This window comes from Streptomyces sp. NPDC060366 (assembly GCF_042725135.1).
In the GTDB taxonomy this organism is placed as follows: domain Bacteria; phylum Actinomycetota; class Actinomycetes; order Streptomycetales; family Streptomycetaceae; genus Streptomyces.
The window spans coordinates 140434-155941 of record NZ_JBHXDC010000015.1; the positions used below are offsets into that span (position 1 = coordinate 140434).

A 15508-nucleotide genomic window follows, 5' to 3' on the forward strand; every position below is an offset into this window, starting at 1 on the left:
GATCCGTACGGCCGCGGGAGGCGGGGCTACGGGATGACCACGACGGGCCGTTGGGCCCGTCGTGCCAGCCGCCCCGCCACCGTGCCGAAGATGCGTCCGACGATGCCGTGCGTGGAGCCGACGACGATCGCGTCGGCCGAGTACTCCTGGCCGACCTCTTCGAGTTCGTGGCAGATGTCACCGCCGCGCTCGACGAGGATCCACGGCACCTCGGTGAGGTAGTCGGCGCAGGCCAGTTCGAGACCGAGGACCTCGGTGCGGTGGTCCGGGACGTCCACGAAGACGGGGGGCTCGCAGCCCGCCCAGACGGTGGTGGGCAGCCGGTTCGCCACATGGACGATGATCAGTGCCGAGCCGAGTCTGCGGGCCATGCCGATGGCGTACGCGAGCGCGCGCTCGCTGGAGGTCGAGCCGTCGAAGCCGACCACCACTCCGTGCCGGAAGGCGGGATCGCAGGAATGGCGTGTCTCTTCCGCCGCTTGCAGGTCCGACGCGGGGTCGGTCAGCTGCTCGCGGTCAGCGGGTTCGGGGATTTCGTGACCGGCCATCGATGTCTCGGCGAAGAGGGTCCTTGTGTGAAGGAGCAACAATTGACGTGGCAACGGAGCTGTGTCTGGGAATCATCTTCCCAACCCCTTACCCCCAAGGGTACGGCGACACTCCTCTTCTGCCCATGCGCCGCCGCGGCACACGCGGCGTTCCAGGGAGCATGCCCGAGCCCGTCAGGGATCGCAACGCCGGATGGCCCGTACACAGGGACGCGTACAGGGACACTCCAGGGGCCGCGCACCGGGACGCGAGGGGCGGGCCACCCGGGGGGTGGTAAGTGACCGGACGGCCGGACGCCTCGTTGATCATGGGTCCCCCGTGATGGCTGCGGTCACTCCAGTCACCACGGCCACCCTCGTCACCAGGGAGCTCACGTGTCCGTACGACCGCACCACCACGACTCCCCCTCGGGACCGGACTCCGCGTCGGCCGCCCCGGCCGCGTCCACCGCCTCCGTCACCTCCGCCGTCTCCACCCTCTCCGTCAATTCCACCGACTCCGCGAGCGATGTGGTTCGCTGGGCAGCGTTCAGTTGTCTGCTCGTACCCGTGGTGCTTGTCGTTTTCGGTACGTCTGTCGGCGGAGCCGCCGTACCGGCGCTCGGACTTGTCGCCGTGACGGCGGTCTGCCGGCTGCTGCTGCGCCGCTCGGAACGGACCGTCCGGGCCCGGCGTAACGGCGGGTAACGCCAAGTCCCGGGGGCGCGCCGGGGCGCGCGGCCACATGACTGACGTACGCCGGGGGACTGCCGCTTCCGGGCCCGCACACCCGTAAGTTTTCAGCCAACTTCACCCCTGCGACCGATCCTTGGTGAAATGGCCTGTCAACCCCCTTGCCACCAGGGCAGAGAGGTCCTTTCCGGCCGCGAACGGCCTACGGGGACGGGCCATGCGCGTGAGGCGCACTTCCCTGTGAGCCGCCTGAGTGGAACGCTTCGTGATCGAATGCTTCGCGCCAAGTTGCCTTGTCGACATAGCGCTGGATAGCGAACTTGTCACGCCGGCACCACGGGACACAGTAGATTCGATCATGAGTATCGAAGACTGGGGTCCCGTGCAAAACCGAGGGGAATCGTGCAGGAGCGAAAGACCCGACACGAACGGGGAGACGAGAACACCGAGGGGGGCTTAGCGCCATGAGCCAGGACTCCATTGCCGCACCGGAGTCAGCACGAAAGCTTTCCGGCCGCCGTCGCCGAGAAGTCGTCGCAGTGCTGCTGTTCAGTGGTGGGCCCATCTTCGAGAGCTCCATCCCGCTCTCCGTGTTCGGCATCGACCGTCAGGATGCCGGGGTCCCGCGATACCGGCTGCTCGTGTGCGGTGGGGAGGAAGGCCCGCTGCGCACCACCGGCGGCCTCGAACTCACCACGCCGTACGGCCTGGAGGCGATCAGCAGAGCGGGCACGGTGGTCGTCCCGGCCTGGCGGTCGATCACCTCGCCGCCGCCGCCCGAGGCGCTCGACGCGCTGCGCCGCGCGCACGAGGAAGGCGCCCGCATCGTCGGACTGTGCACCGGCGCGTTCGTGCTCGCCGCGGCCGGTCTGCTGGACGGCCGCCCGGCGACCACGCACTGGATGTACGCGCCGACGCTGGCCAAGCGGTATCCGTCCGTCCATGTCGATCCGCGCGAACTCTTCGTGGACGACGGCGATGTGCTCACCTCCGCGGGCACGGCGGCCGGAATCGATCTGTGTCTGCACATAGTGCGTACGGATCACGGGACCGAGGCCGCCGGGGCACTGGCGCGCAGGCTCGTCGTCCCGCCGCGGCGCAGTGGCGGTCAGGAGCGCTATCTCGACAGGTCTTTACCAGAAGAGATCGGCTCCGACCCGCTCGCCGAGGTCGTGGCCTGGGCGCTGGAGCATCTGCACGAGCAGTTCGACGTGGAGACTCTGGCCGCCCGCGCCTATATGAGCCGCAGAACGTTCGACCGCCGCTTCCGCTCGCTCACCGGCAGCGCGCCGTTGCAGTGGCTGATCACGCAGCGCGTCCTCCAGGCGCAGCGGCTGCTGGAGACCTCCGACTACTCGGTCGACGAGGTCGCCGGCCGCTGCGGCTTCCGCTCGCCGGTGGCGCTGCGCGGGCACTTCCGGCGTCAGCTGGGCTCGTCCCCCGCCGCGTACCGGGCCGCCTACCGGGCCCGCCGTCCGCACGGGGAACAGCTCGCGCCTGCGGCGGTGGAGCAGGTCGTGCCGTCGCAGTCGTCCCCGCACGCGCGGCGGACGGCGACGGCCACGGCGCCGTCCGGTTCCGCGACGGCCTCGTCGACGGTGCAGGAGCCGGTCAAGTCCTATTCGGAGGCTTTCGCCGCCGGCCAGGGCCGCCCGAGCCTGCCCGGTCAGAGGAGCGCACCGTAGGGTAAGGCGCATGAACGATCGAATGGTGTGGATCGACTGCGAGATGACCGGGCTCTCGCTGACGGACGACGCACTCATCGAGGTGGCCGCGCTGGTCACCGACTCGGAGCTGAACGTGCTCGGCGAGGGGGTCGACATCGTCGTGCGTCCCCCGGACGCGGCGCTGGAGACGATGCCCGAGGTGGTGCGGCAGATGCACACCACCTCGGGCCTCCTCGACGAGCTGGCCGGCGGCACGACCCTGGCCGAGGCCGAGGAGCGGGTGCTGGCGTACGTACGCGAGCACGTCAAGGAGCCCGGCAAGGCGCCGCTGTGCGGCAACACGGTCGGCACCGACCGCGGCTTCCTGCTGCGGGACATGCCGGAGCTGGAGGGCTACCTCCACTACCGGATCGTCGACGTCTCGTCGGTCAAGGAGCTGGCGCGCCGCTGGTACCCGCGCGCCTACTTCAACAGCCCGGAGAAGGGCGGCAACCACCGGGCGCTGGCGGACATCCGCGAGTCCATCGCGGAGCTGCGCTACTACCGTGAGGCGGTCTTCGTGCCGCAGCCCGGCCCGGACTCGGACACGGCGAAGGCGATCGCGGCGAAGCACGTGCTGTGAGCCGCGGGGTCCGCCGCCGGATTCACCGGGGGCGGTCCGCGGGCCCGCCGTAACTCGGGCGCGAGCACCCTCACGGACCCTGTACACTTTTTCTCGGCCGGTCGGGCAGAGAATTGACCGGGCATGGTGGGTATAGCTCAGCTGGTAGAGCACCTGGTTGTGGTCCAGGATGTCGCGGGTTCAAGTCCCGTTACTCACCCTGACGAAACAAGGGCCGGTTCGCGCGAGCGGACCGGCCCTTCGTCGTGTCGCCGCCCGGTCCCTTGACACCTCCCGTACGAGCGGGGACGCTCGACCCTCATGGGAGCGCTCCCATGTCCGTCCGAGGCCGGGTCCACCCCCGTCCGAGGCCGGTCCGAGGAAGGACGTCATGCGCACACACTCCCGCGCGTCCCGGCGGCTGGCGGGCCTGGTGACCGTCGTCGCGCTCGGGGCCGGGCCGCTGGCCGGCTGCGCCGAGGACCCGGCCGAGCCCTCGGGCAGCGCCGCGTACGACGGGGGCACGAGCGGCGGCGGGGGCGGGGGCGGCGGGACCACGCTCACGGTGGGCGTCTTCGGGGCCTTCGGCCTCAAGGAGGCCGGGCTCTACGACGAGTACATGAAGCTCAACAAGGACATCGTCATCAAGCAGACGTCCATCGAGCGGAACGAGAACTACTACCCGCAGCTCCTGACCCATCTGGGCAGCGGCAGCGGGCTCGCCGACATCCAGGCCGTCGAGGTCAACAACATCGCCGAGATCACCGCCACCCAGGCGGACAAGCTCATGGACCTGGGCCGGACCGAGGGCGTACGGAAGGACAGCTTCCTGCCCTGGAAGTGGTCGCAGGCCACCACCTCCGGCGGGAAGACCGTCGGCCTCGGTACGGACATCGGGCCGCAGGGCATCTGCTACCGCAGGGACCTCTTCGCCAAGGCCGGGCTGCCCACCGACCGTACGGCCGTGGGGAAGCTGTGGGCGGGCGACTGGCGGAAGTACCTGGCGGCGGGGAAGCGGTACAAGGCGCGGGCGCCCCGGGGGACGGTCTTCGTCGACTCGGCGGCCGGGGTGATGGCGGCCATCACCGGCGGGCACGAGAAGCGCTTCTACGACGCGGGCGGCAAGGTCGTCTACAAGACCAACCCGGCCGTACGGCAGGCCTGGGACACCGCCGCCGAGTTCGCCCGCGCGGGGCTGACCGGCAGGCTCCAGCAGTTCACGCCCGCCTGGGACCAGGGCTTCGCCAACGCGACCTTCGCGACCGTCTCCTGTCCGGCCTGGATGCTCGGCTACATCCAGGACAAGGCGGGCGAGGCGGGCCGGGGCAAGTGGGACGTGGCTGCGGCGCCCCGGCCGAGCAACTGGGGCGGCTCGTTCCTGACCGTGCCAAAGACCGGGAGGAACAAGGCGGCGGCGGCCAGGCTCGTCGCCTGGCTGACCGCGCCCGAGCAGCAGGCGAAGCTGTTCGAGAAGCGCGGCAGCTTCCCGAGCGCACGGGCCGCGTACGACCTGCCGGCCGTCTCCGGCGCGCGGCACGCCTACTTCGGCAACGCGCCCATGGGGCGGATCTTCGCCGACGCGGCGCAAGGCGTACCGGTCCAGATCGTGGGCCCGAAGGACCTGGTCATCGCCCAGAACCTCGCGGACATCGGCATGCTCCAGGTCGACCAGAAGGGCAGATCGTCCCGGCAGGGCTGGGACGCGGCGGTGAAGGCGATCGACAACGCGCTGGACCAGTGAGCGAGATGGCCGGCGTGGCGGGTGACGCGACCAGGGCGGTGCCCTCCGGGTGGGAGGAGGGCGCGGCGGCGCTCCCCGGCGGCGGATACGGCGACCGGGAGGACCGTGAGCGGCGGGAGGACCGCGAGCGGGCGGACCGGGAGCGGGAGCGGCGCGGCCGGTGGCACCGCTGGGACACCCGGTGGAGCCCGTACGCCTTCGTCGCGCCCTTCTTCCTCTTCTTCGCCGTCTTCGGGCTCTTCCCGCTCCTGTACACCGGCTGGGCCTCGCTGCACCGGGTCGAACTCACCTCGCCCGACGACATGGAGTGGGTGGGGCTGCACAACTTCTCGCGGCTGCTGACCGATTCGTTCTTCTGGAACGCCCTGCGGAACACCGTGACCATCGGGCTGCTCTCGACCGTCCCGCAGCTGCTGATCGCGCTGGGCGTCGCGCATCTGCTCAACCACCGGCTGCGTGGCTCGACGTTCTTCCGGGTGGCCGTCCTGACGCCGTACGCCACGAGTGTCGCGGCGGCCACGCTGGTCTTCGTCCTGATCTTCGGCCGCGACCACGGAATGATCAACTGGGGTCTGGGGCTGGCCGGTCTCGACGCGGTCGACTGGCAGAACGGCACGTGGACGTCCCAGCTCGCGGTCTCCACCATCGTCGTCTGGCGGTGGACGGGCTACAACGCGCTGATCTATCTGGCGGCGATGCGGTCGATCCCCGACGAGCTGTACGAGTCGGCGGCGCTCGACGGGGCCTCGCGGCTCCAGCAGTTCCGCCATGTGACGCTGCCGTCCCTGCGGCCCACGATCCTCTTCACCTGTGTCGTCTCGACGATCGGGGCGACCCAACTCTTCGGTGAGCCGCTGCTGTTCAACGGCGGCGCGGGCGCGACCGGCGGCTCCGACCACCAGTTCCAGACGCTCGGGCTCTATCTGTACGAGCAGGGCTGGGTGAATCTGCATCTCGGCCGGGCCTCGGCCATCGCCTGGGCCATGTTCCTGATCCTGCTGATCATCGGCGCGGTGAACCGGCTCCTCGCCCGTCGGCTGCGGAGGAGTTCGTGACGGAGAGCGGAGCACGGACATGGAGGGCGCCGCGCGGCGCCGGGCGGCACCGGCAGCAGCACCACCGGCACCGGCACGCGGGGCGGATCACCTACGCCGTGCTGACCCTGTTCGCCGCCGGCTCCCTGTTCCCCCTCGTCTGGACCGCGATCGCGGCGTCCCGCAACACCACCCGGCTGGCACAGACTCCGCCGCCGTTCTGGTTCGGGAGCAATCTCTTCCGCAATCTCCGTATCGCCTGGACCGACGCCAACATGGGTACGGCGCTGTTCAACACGGTCCTGGTGGCGGGGACCGTGGCCGCCGGGACGGTGCTGTTCTCGACGCTCGCGGGTTTCGCCTTCGCCAAGCTCCGCTTCCGGTTCAAGAAGCTGCTCCTGCTGCTGGTGATCGGCACGATGATGGTGCCGCCGCAGCTCGGCGTCGTCCCTCTGTACATGCTGATCGCCGAGCTGTCCTGGACCGACCGGCTCCAGGCCGTCGTCCTGCCCACGCTGGTCAGCGCGTTCGGGGTGTTCTTCATGCGGCAGTATCTGCTCCAGGCGCTGCCGACCGAGCTGGTCGAGGCGGCGCGCGTGGACGGGGCGAGCAGTTGGCGGGTCGTGTGGCACGTCGTCCTCCCGGCGGCGCGGCCCGCGATGGCGGTGCTCGGCATGCTGACGTTCGTGATGGCCTGGAACGATTTCTTCTGGCCGATCATCGCGCTCACGCAGAACGGCAACCCGACCGTGCAGGTCGCGTTGACGGGTCTCGGGCGCGGCTACATTCCCGACCAGTCGGTGATCATGGCGGGCGCGCTGCTCGGTACGCTGCCGCTGCTGCTGGCCTTCGTGATCTTCGGCAAGCATATTGTCGGTGGCATCATGACAGGTGCGGTCAAGGGCTGACCGCGCGTTTTCCTCGACCCGGAGCGCATCCATGTCCCTCAGTTTTCCGTCCGACTTCATATGGGGCACCGCCACTGCCGCCTATCAGATCGAGGGCGGCGCGCGGGAGATCGGCCGCACCCCGTCGATCTGGGACACGTTCAGCCACACACCCGGCAAGGTCGAGAACGGCGACACCGGTGACACCGCGGCGGACCACATCCACCGCCGGGCCGAGGACGTGCGCCTCATGGCGGACCTCGGGGTGAACGCGTACCGCTTCTCGGTCTCCTGGTCGCGCGTCCAGCCCATCGGGCGCGGCCCGGCCGTACAGCGCGGTCTCGACTTCTACCGCAAGCTCGTCGACGACCTGCTGGAGCGCGGCATCCGGCCCGTCCTCACCCTCTACCACTGGGACCTTCCGCACGATCTGGAGACGGCGGGCGGCTGGCCGGTGCGCGAGACGGCGTTCCGGTTCGCGGAGTACGCGCGGATCCTCGGTGACGCGCTCGGTGACCGGGTCGACCGGTGGGTGACGCTCAACGAGCCCTGGTGCAGCGCGTTCCTCGGGTACGCCTCCGGTGTCCACGCGCCCGGCCGTACGGACCCGGTGCTCGCGCTGCGGGCCGCGCACCATCTCAACCTCGGCCACGGGCTGGCCACCCAGGCGCTGCGGACCGTGCTGCCCAGACGGGCGCAGATCACCGTCTGCCACAACGCGGCTGCGGTGCGGGCCCGTTCGCAGTCGCCGGAGGACCTGGACGCGCGGCGCCGTATCGACGCGCTGGCGAACCGGATCTTCACCGGGCCGATGCTGTCGGGCGCGTACCCGGAGGACCTGTTCAAGGACACCGCGCGGATCACCGACTGGTCCTTCGTGAAGGCGGACGACGCGGTGACGATCCATCAGCCGCTGGACTGGCTGGGCATCAACTACTACACGCCGCACCTGGTCTCGGCCGCGACGGACACGGGCGCGGACGCGTCGCGCCGCGACAGCCACGGTCACGCGCACGGTGAGGGCGAGAAGTCGCCGTGGCCGGGCGCCGAGTCGGTGACGTTCCATCGGCCGCCGGGCGAGGTCACCGAGATGGGCTGGTCGGTCGATCCGACCGGGCTCTACGACGTGCTGATGCGGTACACCCGCGAGGCGCCCGACGTGCCGCTGGTGATCACCGAGAACGGCGCGGCGTACGACGACAAGCCGGACGCGCAGGGCGCGGTCCACGATCCGGACCGCATCCGCTTCCTGCACGGGCATCTGTCGGCGGCGCACCGCGCGATGGCCGACGGGGCGGATGTACGTGGCTACTTCCTCTGGTCGCTGCTGGACAACTTCGAGTGGGAGCGGGGTTACGGGAAGCGGTTCGGGGCGGTGCACGTCGACTACGAGACGCAGGCACGCACCCCGAAGTCGAGCGCCCGCTGGTACGCCCGCCTGACGGAGACGGGCACCCTGCCGGACCCGCCCGCGTAGGGCCTTGGTGTCGGGGCGCGCCCCGGCCGGGTGGGGGGTCGGGTGGGCCGGCCGGGACGCGGGGGGTGGCGACCGGTGGGGGACGGCAGCCGTGCGGTTCGTACGGTCTCGCGGCAGCACGCTAGCCGTCCCGATCCGGACAAGCCGCCGATAGCGGACGGGTGTCGGTGTTCTTGAGGCCCCCTTAAGGAACCATTGGGAGCGGATTAATGGTCCGCAGGCCGCAGGCCGCTCCCCCGCCGCCGCAGCCGGTGCCCGCGGCGCTCCCCCGTGGACCGCGCGGAGCGCCGCCCGCCGAGCCCGATCCAGATCCGTACCTCCGTGCCGCCGAGCACGGAGCGCCCGATCCGTACGTCTCCGCCGGTCGACTCCGCGACCCTGCGCACGATGTCGAGCCCGAGTCCCGTCGAGCCCTCGCGGGCCCCGCTGTTGCCCCGTACGAGCGCCGCCTCGGGGTCCGCGATCCCGGGGCCCGAGTCCGAGACGAGGACGATCACGGCGTCGTCGGCGTGGTGGACGTCGACGGCGAAGGCGGTGCCCTCCGGGGTGTGCCGGAAGACGTTGCCGAGCAACGCGTCGAGGGCGGCGGCCAGTTCGGGCCTGGCGACCGGGATGCGTACCGGGCGGCCGACCCCGGCCAGCCGTACCTTCCGCCCCTCGTCCTCGGCCAGCGCCGACCAGAAGTCCATGCGCTCGCGGATGACTTCGGAGACGTCGCAGCCCACGCCGGGTGTCGTCGCGCGGGTCTGCGGTTTGGCCTTGCGGGCCGTACGGATGATGGTGTCGACCTCGCGTTCGAGCTGCGCGACGGCCGCCCGCGTCTGGTCGGCGGCCGGACTCTCCCCCAGTGACGCGGCGTTGAGGCGCAGCACGGTGAGCGGGGTGCGCAGGCGGTGCGAGAGATCGGCGGCCAGTTCCCGTTCGTTGGCTAGGAGTTGGACCACCTGGTCGGCCATGGAGTTGAAGGCGATCGCCGCGGACCGCAGCTCCGTCGGGCCCTTCTCCGGGACCCGCGCGCCGAGTCTGCCCTCGCCGAGGTCATGGGCGGCGCCCGCGAGCCGCTGGGCGGGCCGCACCATCCGTACGCCGAGCCGGTCCGCCACGGCGACGGACCCCACGACCAGCGCGATGCCGACACCCGCGAGCACCAGCCAGGCGGTGGCGACGCCGTTGGACACCTCGTCCTCGGGGACGAACACCTCGATGATGGCGATCTTGCCGGTGGAGATCGCGATCGGCTGGAGCAGCGCGGACCCGCCGCTGACCTCGGCGATCGAGGCCCTGCCCAGTCGCTCGGTGGCGCGCAGGTCCTTCTGTGCCGCCCGGCGGGTGCCGATCTCCATGGGCAGGCCGCCCGGTTCGCCGGAGGCCGGCACATGGACGGCGAGCTGCCCCGTGTCGCCGATGGGGCTGGACCGGACGGCCCACTCCAGCTGTTCGCGGCCCTGGGCGATGGAGAGCACGGGGCCGAGGGTCGCGGCCTGCCGTTCGGCGTTGGAGAAGGCCCGGTCCTTGGCCATCTCCTTGATGACGAGACCGAGCGGGACGGCGAAGGCGAGCACGACCATCGCGGTCACCGCCAGCGAGACCCTGACCAGCGCCCATCTCATGACGAGGGCTCGTGCGCGCCGGGGCCGGCCACCGGCGCACCGGGGGCCGGCGGCTCCAGCTTCACACCGACGCCGCGCAGTGTGTGCAGATAGCGGGGCCGGGCCGCCGTCTCGCCCAACTTCCTGCGCAGCCACGACAGATGGACGTCGATGGTCTGGTCGTCGCCGTACGACTGCTGCCACACCTCGGCCAGCAGCTCCTTGCGCGCGACGACCACACCGGGTCGGCCGGCGAGGAAGGCGAGGAGATCGAACTCACGCCGGGTCAGATCCAGCCGCCCACCGTCGAGTTCGGCCTGGCGGCGCAGCGGGTCGATGGCGAGGCCGCCGACGCGGATGACGCGTGAGGGCGGGTCGTCGGAGGTGAGGGCCCGCGAGCGGCGCAGCACGGCGGCCATCCGGGCCGAAAGATGCTCCACGGAGAACGGTTTGGTGAGGTAGTCGTCGGCGCCGTCGTTCAACAGCCTTACGATCTCGGCCTCGTCGTCCCGTGCCGTGGCGATGATCACCGGTACGTCGGTGATCCCGCGCAGCATCTTCAGCGCCTCGGAGCCGTCGAGATCGGGCAGTCCGAGGTCGAGGATGACCACGTCGAAACGGAAATGGGCGACCTCGCGCAGTGCCTCCAGGGCGGTACCGACGCTCCGTACGGTGTGGGAGGCCTCGGTCAAGTGCCTGATGAGGGCGGAGCGCACGAACTGGTCGTCCTCGACCACGAGCACACTTGGCATGGGCGGCACCGTACGCCATTCGGGGGGTCCGGGGTCCGTCGTTCGGGAAGGCGGCCGGGACGCGGGACGGGACCGCGGGCGGTAGGGACAGACGTGGGGCGGGTGGTGCAGTATGGCCCCGATGCGCAGAGGACTCGTACATGCCATGGCGTGGACGCTCGCGACCGGGGCGGCGGTCACGCTGTCCTGGTGGGGCGTGCACACGGTCGTCGTGGGCACGGTGTACGACAGGCCCCGGGCACTTCCGATCACCGGGGACAACGCGACGACGCAGCGCGCCCGGCCGCAGTCCTCCTCGACGCACCGCCCGCCGAACCCGCCGCCCTCGCCCTCGTCGCCGGAGTCCCCGGCGTCCGCCGAGACCCCGGAGTCCTCCGGGACGCCGGACGGCAGGCCGTCGACGACCCCGCCCGCGGAGCCGCCCGAGAAGAACCCGCCGCCGGGTCCGGACACGGGCCCCGCCACACCGGGGAACGTGAAGAGCTATCCGGTCGACGGCGGGCGGGTGGTCTTCGATCTCGGCGCCCACTCGGCGGAGTTGGTCTCGGCGACGCCGGAGGCCGACTGGCAGATGCAGGTGTGGAAGCAGGACTTCTGGATCCGGGTGACGTTCACCCGGGACGACCGGGAGATCTCGGTCTTCTGCACCTGGCACGACTCGGCGCCGCGGGTACAGATCGACGAGCGGTAGGCGTCCTCGGCGCGCGGCAAGTCCCGCACACCGCCCCGGCGTTCAGTCGAACGTACCCGGCGGTGGCACGGGGGAGGGCTTCGCGTTCGCGTCGGTGACCACCGCCGCGCCGCCCGTGAAGTCCGTGAGCGACCGCCCGTGTTCCACCCGCCCCGGATGCGGATCGCCCGCGACCCGGCGCGTCAGCTCGGCGACCGGCAACTCCCGGTCCGACGCGAGGAGTACGGCGTTGCCGAAGCGCCGGCCGCGCAGTACGGCCGGGTCGGCGGCGAGCGCCAGTTCCGGGAAGACGGTGGCCGCCGTGGCGATCTGGGAGCGCAGATGCGCGAGCGGGGGCCCGTCGGCCAGGTTGGCCGCGTAGCCGCCGCCGGGCGCCAGCACGCGCCGTACGTCGGTGAGGAATTCCGTGCTGGTGAGATGCGCCGGGGTGCGGGCTCCGTCGAAGACGTCCGTGATCACCAGGTCCGCCCAGCCGTCGGGCATCTTGGCGAGCCCGGCCCGCGCGTCGGCGGAGCGGACCCGGATCCGGGCGCCCGGGTCCAACGGCAGTTCCCTGCGGACCAGTTCGACGAGGCGCGCGTCCAGCTCCACGATCTGCTGGGTGGACCGGGGGCGGGTGGCCGCGACGTAACGGGCGAGGGTGAAGGCGCCGCCGCCGAGGTGCACGACGTGCAGCGGGCGGCTCGCGGGAGCGACGAGATCGGCGACATGGCCGAGTCTGCGCTGATAGGGGAAGGAGAGATGCGTCGGGTCGTCGAGGTCGACGTGGGACTGCGGGGCGCCGTCGATCAGCAGCGTCCAGGCACGGGAACGCTCGCGGTCGGGCACCAGCTCGGCGAGGCCGCCGTCGACCGGCTCGGTGGCGGTGTCGTGCCCGGGTCCCGCCCCGGGGACACCTCGTCCACGTCGCCTGTTCTTCGCCGCAGGGTTCTTCGCCACCGGTCCATTGTCACCCGGCGGCGGTACGCCGCGGCGCGGGCACTGACCGCTGCCGGTGGTCGCTACCGGTGGCCGTCGGCCGCCTCGATCAGCCGGGCCGCCTCACCGAGGGCCTCCCGCAGCACCTCCGGGTCCGTGACCTCACCGGTGTCGGCGTCGGGCGGCAGCAGCCACGCGCCACCGGTGACGGGCGGCTCGGCCGGCACACGCAGCCCCCGGCCGGCCGTCTCCGTACACGCGCTGCCGGGCATGTCCCAGCCCGCCGCCGTGCCGGGGGGCACCAGGAACCCGAGGTTGTCGCAGTTGCCGTCGAGGACCACGGGCCCCACCGACGGAGTCTCACCCGCGCCGCGGCGCAGGATGTCGACGGCCTCCAGCCCCTGACGGGCCGGGACGGTCACCAGATCGCAGGGCACACCACCGTGGCACCCGCCGGGGGCGCCCGCCGGCGACTCGCTCGCCTCGGCCGAGGGTCTGCGTCGAGCAGCCGCCCATGAGCCGTCACTGGCCTTCATATCGACCTCCAACTTCAACAAGGGAACCCCTCCTCGTCGAGTGGAGACACGTTGTGCGTCTCCGCATGGTTCAACGCGTCGGGGCGTCAACAGCAACGGCGTGAGTCCGCCGCAAAGGATGGCAGTTCATGGCAGATCGTGGGTGAGATATCCGGTTTGTAGCCAAACACCGTGTAGCCAACTCGTCACAGCCGGTACGTTCTTGGACGCCGGACCGCCGGAACGCGCGTACACCGGCGACGAGGTGAACAGGCACGCAGGACCAACGTGTCCCAAGAGAGGTCTCGGCCATGGTGTCGACCCGGGCAGTTCCCAATCTCACTTTCCGCCGGCTGCGCGGCCGTCGCTCGCCGGGGGAGTTCGCGGCGGCCGTACGAAGGGCCGCCCGGGAGATCGGTGAACAGGTCGCGTGCGACGCACGTTATATCGGACGGGTGGAGGCCGGCGAGATCCGCTGTCCCAACTACGCGTACGAACGCGTCTTCCTCCATATGTTCCCCGGTCTCACCCTGGCCGATCTGGGCTTCTCGGCTCGCGACACCGTGCGCGGCCGGGCATCCAGAACCAAGGCCGACGCCTGCCCGGCGCCGGCCCCCGTCCCGAACCCGACCCCGGTGTGCAGCGACACCGGTGACACCAGCGAGGAGAGCGACGTGCTGCGTCGCGCATTCATGACGAACGGCACCGCGACGATGGCGGCGGCCTCTCTCGGCCTCGACATCGGCGGTGCGCCCGTCACCGCCGCGACCGTCCCCCGGCAGGTGGGCGAGGCCGAGATCAGCGCCCTGGAGGAGGCGGTACGCCGGATCCGGCTGCTGGACGACCGGCACGGCGCCGACGGGCTCTACCGGCGGGCGGCGCAGCCCCTGCGGACCGCGTACGCGCTCCTCGACGCGGGCACCGCGACCCGGAGCTCGACGGCCGACCGGCTGCACGCGAGCGCCGGCGAACTGGCGATCTCGGTGGGCTGGCTGGCCCACGACTCGGGCCGGTTCGACGACGCGCGCTCGCACTACGCGGAGGCGCTGGCGACCGCACGGGTCGCCGGAGATCCGGCACTTGAGGCGCACGCGTTCTGCAACACGTCGTTCCTGGCGAGGGACGCGGGCCGGCACCGTGAGGCGGTACGCGCGGCGCAGGCCGGACGGCGTGCGGCGACGGAGCTCGCCTCGCCGCGGCTGCTGTCGCTCCTCGCGCTGCGCGAGGCGGGCGGCTGGGCCGGGCTCGGGGACCGTACGGGCTGCGAGCAGTCCCTCGGACAGGCGCACACGTTCTTCGAACGCGGTCCGTCGCACGACGACCCCGAGTGGATGTCGTTCTTCGGCGAACCCGAACTGGAGGTGCTGGAGGCGCAGTGCCGGGCGGCGCTGGGCGACTGGTCGACAGCGGCCCGCCACGCGTACCGGGCCACGGTCCTCCAGGACCCGCACTTCACCCGCAATCTCGCGCTCTACCGGGCGGAGTTGGCCTCGAACCTGGCGCGCGCGGGCTTCCTCGACGAGGCCGCCGCGGCCGGGCACCAGGTGCTGGACCTGATGGACGAGGTCCAGTCGTCCCGTATCCAGGGCATGCTCGCGGGCATGGTGCGGGTGCTGCTGCCCAAGCGGCGTACGGCGGAGGTGAGCGGCTTCCTGGACCGCCACGCGTCGACGGCGGCGACCGCGCGACGGGCCTGACGCCCGCTCGGCCTACCTGGCGAGGTGCCCCGTGTCGTTCCAGATGTCGATCGCCGGCGCCCCGTACGCCCAGTCCAGGACCGACAGTGACGTGGGCGCCAGCCGGATCCGGGAGGCGAAGGACACGTCCTCCCCCAGCCAGCGCGCGCCGATCGCGCGCAGGATGTGGCCGTGCGCGAAGACCAGTACGTCACGGTCGGCCGAGCGCGCCCAGTCCACGACCTCGTCGGCGCGCGCGGCGACCTCGGCCAGGGTCTCGCCGTCGGGGACACCGTCGCGCCAGATGAACCAGCCCGGCCGCACCGCCTGGATCTCGGCGGGGGTCATGCCCTCGTACGCGCCGTAGTCGAACTCCATCAGCGCGTCCCACTCCCGCGCCCGGCCGCCGAACCCCGCGAGTTCGCACGTGTCGCTCGCGCGCAGCAGCGGGCTGGTGCGGATCTCGGCGTCGGGCAGACCGGACCACGGCCCCCGATGCAGCCGCTCCCCGAGCAGCTCGGCGCCCCGCCTGCCCTCGTCGAGCAGTGGGACATCCGTCCTCCCGGTGTGCCTGCCGGACAGCGACCACGCCGTCTGACCGTGCCGGGCGAGGAGGATGCGCGGTGCCATGGGAGCTCTCCCTGAGGTTCACAACAGGTGCCGTCCCATCATCCCGTACCTGAACGGAGGGCAACCTCCGGGACGATCTCGGCGTCCCAATGGGCAGCCCACGGTGAGGC

General features: G+C 71.5%; 15 protein-coding genes and 1 tRNA gene. 10 read left to right on the top strand and 6 right to left on the bottom strand.

All coding sequences use genetic code 11. The features are described 5' to 3' along the window. Positions 1-26: 26 nt before the first annotated feature. Positions 27-548: a universal stress protein gene (locus ACFWHU_RS29640; protein ID WP_078077224.1), complete on the bottom strand. Its 522-nt coding sequence runs from the start codon at positions 546-548 to the stop codon at positions 27-29. 375 nt (positions 549-923) lie between these two features. Here ACFWHU_RS29640 and ACFWHU_RS29645 point away from each other — a divergent pair, with 375 nt between their 5' ends. The 8 genes from ACFWHU_RS29645 (at position 924) to ACFWHU_RS29680 (ending at position 8627) form a co-directional block, all read left to right on the top strand. Next, a complete protein-coding gene (locus ACFWHU_RS29645) occupies positions 924-1235 on the top strand; it encodes a hypothetical protein (protein ID WP_385797440.1) in 312 nt (103 codons plus the stop codon). Between the two features lie 449 nt (positions 1236-1684). Further along, the gene (locus ACFWHU_RS29650) at positions 1685-2905 is read left to right on the top strand and encodes a helix-turn-helix domain-containing protein (protein WP_387228535.1); all 1221 of its coding nucleotides are present in this window, start codon (positions 1685-1687) and stop codon (positions 2903-2905) included. A gap of 10 nt (positions 2906-2915) precedes the next feature. After that, positions 2916-3509: an oligoribonuclease gene (gene orn, locus ACFWHU_RS29655; protein WP_385797434.1), complete on the top strand. Its 594-nt coding sequence runs from the start codon at positions 2916-2918 to the stop codon at positions 3507-3509. 126 nt (positions 3510-3635) lie between these two features. Then, a tRNA-His gene (locus ACFWHU_RS29660) sits at positions 3636-3708 on the top strand. Between the two features lie 171 nt (positions 3709-3879). Then, positions 3880-5229, top strand: coding sequence for an ABC transporter substrate-binding protein (locus ACFWHU_RS29665; RefSeq protein WP_387228538.1), 1350 nt, complete (start codon positions 3880-3882; stop codon positions 5227-5229). 5 nt (positions 5230-5234) lie between these two features. Continuing rightward, complete coding sequence (locus ACFWHU_RS29670) at positions 5235-6284, top strand: carbohydrate ABC transporter permease (protein ID WP_387228580.1); 1050 nt, start codon at positions 5235-5237, stop codon at positions 6282-6284. Continuing rightward, positions 6281-7171 (top strand): carbohydrate ABC transporter permease, encoded by an 891-nt coding sequence (locus ACFWHU_RS29675; protein ID WP_387228540.1) that lies wholly within the window; start codon positions 6281-6283, stop codon positions 7169-7171. Before ACFWHU_RS29670 ends, ACFWHU_RS29675 begins: the two co-directional genes overlap by 4 nt. Positions 7172-7202: 31 nt before the next feature. Next, a complete protein-coding gene (locus tag ACFWHU_RS29680; protein WP_385797430.1) occupies positions 7203-8627 on the top strand; it encodes a glycoside hydrolase family 1 protein in 1425 nt (474 codons plus the stop codon). A gap of 206 nt (positions 8628-8833) precedes the next feature. On the opposite strand, the gene ACFWHU_RS29685 is transcribed toward ACFWHU_RS29680, so the two are convergent. Both ACFWHU_RS29685 and ACFWHU_RS29690 read right to left on the bottom strand, forming a co-directional pair. Then, positions 8834-10237, bottom strand: coding sequence for a sensor histidine kinase (locus ACFWHU_RS29685; RefSeq protein WP_385797428.1), 1404 nt, complete (start codon positions 10235-10237; stop codon positions 8834-8836). After that, positions 10234-10968, bottom strand: coding sequence for a response regulator transcription factor (locus tag ACFWHU_RS29690; RefSeq protein ID WP_387228543.1), 735 nt, complete (start codon positions 10966-10968; stop codon positions 10234-10236). Before ACFWHU_RS29690 ends, ACFWHU_RS29685 begins: the two co-directional genes overlap by 4 nt. A gap of 112 nt (positions 10969-11080) precedes the next feature. Between ACFWHU_RS29690 and ACFWHU_RS29695 the strand changes: the two genes are divergently transcribed. Beyond that, positions 11081-11659 carry a hypothetical protein gene (locus tag ACFWHU_RS29695; protein WP_387228545.1) on the top strand — a complete coding sequence of 193 codons (579 nt, stop codon included), beginning with the start codon at positions 11081-11083 and terminating at the stop codon, positions 11657-11659. A 42-nt stretch (positions 11660-11701) separates the two neighbouring features. Here ACFWHU_RS29695 and ACFWHU_RS29700 read toward each other — a convergent pair whose 3' ends face one another. Together ACFWHU_RS29700 and ACFWHU_RS29705 are read right to left on the bottom strand one after the other, a co-directional pair. Continuing rightward, the gene (locus tag ACFWHU_RS29700; RefSeq protein WP_387228547.1) at positions 11702-12598 is read right to left on the bottom strand and encodes a spermidine synthase; all 897 of its coding nucleotides are present in this window, start codon (positions 12596-12598) and stop codon (positions 11702-11704) included. Between the two features lie 62 nt (positions 12599-12660). After that, complete coding sequence (locus ACFWHU_RS29705) at positions 12661-13113, bottom strand: hypothetical protein (protein WP_385797679.1); 453 nt, start codon at positions 13111-13113, stop codon at positions 12661-12663. Between the two features lie 290 nt (positions 13114-13403). Here ACFWHU_RS29705 and ACFWHU_RS29710 point away from each other — a divergent pair, with 290 nt between their 5' ends. Then, positions 13404-14789, top strand: a complete 1386-nt coding sequence (locus tag ACFWHU_RS29710; protein WP_387228549.1) for a tetratricopeptide repeat protein — start codon at positions 13404-13406, stop codon at positions 14787-14789. A 12-nt stretch (positions 14790-14801) separates the two neighbouring features. Here ACFWHU_RS29710 and ACFWHU_RS29715 read toward each other — a convergent pair whose 3' ends face one another. Then, the gene (locus ACFWHU_RS29715) at positions 14802-15398 is read right to left on the bottom strand and encodes a histidine phosphatase family protein (RefSeq protein ID WP_385797416.1); all 597 of its coding nucleotides are present in this window, start codon (positions 15396-15398) and stop codon (positions 14802-14804) included. Positions 15399-15508: the final 110 nt, after the last annotated feature.